General features: G+C 73.9%; 3 protein-coding genes. 1 reads left to right on the top strand and 2 read right to left on the bottom strand.

Annotation, left to right across the window (positions count from 1 at the left end):
- Nucleotides 1-56 precede the first annotated feature (56 nt).
- Complete coding sequence (locus AOK15_RS11945) at nucleotides 57-557, bottom strand: SCO4402 family protein (protein ID WP_055515719.1); 501 nt, start codon at nucleotides 555-557, stop codon at nucleotides 57-59.
- Between the two features lie 128 nt (nucleotides 558-685).
- Here AOK15_RS11945 and AOK15_RS11940 point away from each other — a divergent pair, with 128 nt between their 5' ends.
- A complete protein-coding gene (locus AOK15_RS11940; protein ID WP_055515717.1) occupies nucleotides 686-2,011 on the top strand; it encodes an ABC transporter substrate-binding protein in 1,326 nt (441 codons plus the stop codon).
- A 100-nt stretch (nucleotides 2,012-2,111) separates the two neighbouring features.
- On the opposite strand, the gene AOK15_RS11935 is transcribed toward AOK15_RS11940, so the two are convergent.
- On the bottom strand, nucleotides 2,112-3,634 hold a 1,523-nt coding region (locus tag AOK15_RS11935), incomplete at its 5' end, for a hypothetical protein (RefSeq protein ID WP_107099391.1).

Genomic DNA, 3,634 nt, shown 5'->3' with positions numbered 1-3,634 from the left:
GCCCCGCGCCGTCCCGACGCCCACCCCGCGCCGTCCCGCTGCCGACCCGTGCTGCCCTACGCCGCCCTCGTCATGATCCGCAGCACCTCCAGCGTGCGCGGCGGTGTGTCCGGGTCCTCGCCGTCGCTCACCGTCAGGCGCACATGGGCCTCGCGGGCCGCGCGGACCGCCTCGGGCCACGCGGGGTGGTCGAGGTACGCGGAGACGGGGGCGTCCGGCCCCACCTGGTGCATGATCCGCAGCACGCGCAGCACGGCGGTGTCGACGAGCGCCGCCTCCTGGGCGTCGCGGAAGATCGCGCCCACGTACTTCTCCGCGGACCAGTTGTCCAGCCAGGTGTCCTCGACCAGGCGGTACACGGCGTCGGTGACGTCACCGTAGCCGTCGACGCCGGCCAGCCAGACGTCCCGCTGGAACACCGGATCGGAGAGCATGTGCAGCGCGGAGCGCACATTGCTGCGCCAGCGCCACCAAGGCATGTCGTTCAGTGGCATGCCGCCCATGGTGAATGAGCGACGCCCACGACGGGAAGAGTTCTCCGAACCTTGGACGGTCATCGCTCCCGCGTTCCTCTCTGCACTCTCTCGAAAATACGATCGTAGCTTCCCGTAATTCACCTCCTGGTCACCTTCCGTTGACCGACCGTCACGCCCGGGTTGGTCATGTGACGGAATCGTGCGGAGCCATGACCGGCAGGCGACGCACCCCAGTAGACCGTCCCAGGCCCATCCGTCCCCGCGGCTTCCGCCGTACCGGGACGAAACGGGCCGGTACCGCGAGAGTCGTCGCACTGGCGTTGTGCGCGTCGCTCGCCGCCGGGTGCGGGGTCGTGTCCGGCGTCACGGGGGATTCCGGGGACGGCCCCATCACCGTCATGACCTGGGCGCCGGAGAAGACCGCCGCCACCAACAAGCCCGGCATGCCCGCCATGGCCAAGGCGTACGCCCGCTGGATCAACGCGGGCGGCGGGATCAACGGCCGTGAGCTGCGCATCCTCACCTGCAACGACCACAACGACACCGTGGGCGCCGCGCGGTGCGCCCGCCGCGCCGCGAAGGAGGACGCCGTCGCCGTCGTCGGCTCCTACAGCCAGCACGGCCGCTCCTTCCTCGCCCCGCTGGAGTCCGCCGGCATCCCCTACATCGGCGGCTACGGCGTGACCGACGACGAGTTCTCCAGCGCCCTGTCCTACCCGGTCAACGGCGGCCAGGCCGCGCTCATGGCCGGCCTCGGCGAGCAGCTCGCGCGCGCCTGCGGCCCCGTGGCCCTCGTCCGCCCCGACTCCATAGCGGGCGACCAGCTCCCGCTGCTGCTGAACTCGGGGCTGCGCTCCGGGGGCCACCGGGGGGCCGAGGACCAGCTGGCCGCCGACGACGCGACCGAGTACGCGGACCATGCCCGGCAGGCGCTGCGGCGGGCCTCCGGCGACCCGGTGAAGCGGGGGTGCGTGGTGCCCGCGCTCGGCGACCGCACCTCCACGTTCATGGACTCGTTCCGCCGGGACCGCAAGGACTATCCCGCCGTGCGCACCGCCTCCGTGCTCGGCAGCGTCGACCAGTCCCTCGTCGACGCGACCGGCGGCAGGTCGGGGCCCTACGAGGGGACGTACGTCACCGGCTGGTACCCGGTGGAGACCGACAAGCGCTGGGACCGGATGAAGAAGGTGATCCGCGAGCACGCCTTCGACGACAACCGGATCGACCCGGCGGACCCCGGGGTGCAGACCACCTGGATCGCGTACACCGTGGTGACGTCCGTCATCGAGAGGCTCGGCGACCGCGAGATCACCGCGCAGGCGATCCGCAACACCCTCGACAACGGCATGAGGGTCACCACCGGCGGGTTGACCCCGCCGCTGACCTGGCGCTTCGAGGACCTGATCGCCGCCGCCGGCTTCCCCCGCCTGATCAACCCGGAGGTCACCTTCCAGGTGGTCCACAAGGGCCGCCTGGTCGCCGCCCGCCAGGGCTTCGTCAACGTCGAGAAGACCCTCGTGGACGCGGAGCTGTGACCGGCCGGGGCCTGCCCTCCCGACGGCCACCGCGCGACCGCGGCTGTCCGTCAGGAGCGGTCCCGACGGGCAGGCCAGGAGGGGCCCGGCCGGGCGCGGCCTAGAGCTGGCCCGCCTGCCTCTGGGTCAGGCCGTACTTGCCGGCGATGCCGTTCCACAGCTGCGCGGCCTTCGTCTTCTCGGCGCTCGCCGTGCTGCTGGCCTGGTTGCCCGCCTGGGTCTCGGGGGTGGAGCGGGCCTGGCCCCGCTTGCAGAGCTTCCTCTTGCCTGCGACCTGGTCGGCCCATGCGGCGTAGTGGTTGTCGGCGGACGCGGAGGCCTGCCACGCCTTGGTGAGCGCGGTGGTCAGGGCGGCGTTGTCGGGCAGCTTGTCGACGGACAGCTCGCCGAGCTTGGTGACGAGGTCGTTGCGCTGCTTGGCCGCGTTGCGCAGATCGGTGGCGGCCTGGCCGAGGTTGGTGCAGGACCGGATGTTCCCGACCGCCTTGATCACGCTGTTGCGGCTGTTGCCGCTGTCCGCGAGCAGCTTGTCCAGCGCGACCGCCTGCTCCTTCGCCGGGTCGGCCGCCTCGGCCGACGACTCCCCGGCCGACGGCTCGGACGCCGTCACGGTCTTGTCGTCGCCCTGCCCCTGGTCGTCCTTGCCGCCGCTCGCCATCAGGGCGCCCGCCCCGATGCCGAGGACGGCGATCCCGATGCCCACGGCGGCGATCACCGGCACCTTGGAGCGTGTACGGCCGCCCCCCGCGCCCCCGCCGTCATGTCTCGCGGTGGCCCGCGCGGCCGGCCCCCGGCCACCGGGACCGCCGGGACCCTGCGGCGGCTGCGCGCCGTAGGGCTGCTCGATCCTCGGCATCTGCTGCGTGGCCCCGGCAGGTCCGGCGCCCGCGGGCTCGCTGCGGAAGAGGCTGTCGAACACGTCCGGCTGTTGCTGCGGCGCCCCGTACGCCTGGGGCCGGTCCGGTGCCGGGGCCTGCGGCCCGGCGGCCACCGGCGGTATGTACTGGGTGGGCTCGGCGTCCGGGTTCGCGGTGGGCGGCAGGGGCCCGGCACCGTGGTCGGGGACCCGCCCGAGGTACGCCGTCGCGTCGGCCGACGCCTCCGGCGGCAGTGCGCCCGGCCCCACCGGCGGCAGGAACTGGGTGGCCGCCTCCGGCGCCGCAGGCACCGGCGGTATGTACTGCGTCGCCGCCTCGTCCCCGGGCAGCGGACCTGTGGACGGCACCGGCGGAAGGTACTGGGTGGCCCCCTCGTCCACCGGCGCCGCCGACGGCATGGGCGCCCCGCCCGACGCGAGCGACACCTCTCCCGCGACCGGCGGCAGAGGCATCCCGGAACCACCCCCGGCATAGCCGTCGCCCGCGTAGGGGCCCTGCGGCGCCCCCGGCGCGCCGTACGCGCCCTGCGACCCGTAGGCGGCTTGCGAAGGCCCTTCGGCCCCGTACCCGGCCTGGGACGCCCCCTGCGCTCCGTACCCGGCCTGGGACCCGTCGCCTGCGTACGCGCCCTGCGACGACCCGTCGCCTCCGTACCCGACCTGAGGCCCTTCGGCCCCGTACCCGCCCTGAGACGGCCCGCTCGTCCCGTACCCGGCCTGAGCCCCCTCGGACCCGTACCCGCCCG

This window comes from Streptomyces ossamyceticus, from assembly GCF_001418475.1.
Classification (GTDB): domain Bacteria; phylum Actinomycetota; class Actinomycetes; order Streptomycetales; family Streptomycetaceae; genus Streptomyces; species Streptomyces ossamyceticus.
This window is presented reverse-complemented; position numbering and strand designations above follow the sequence as displayed.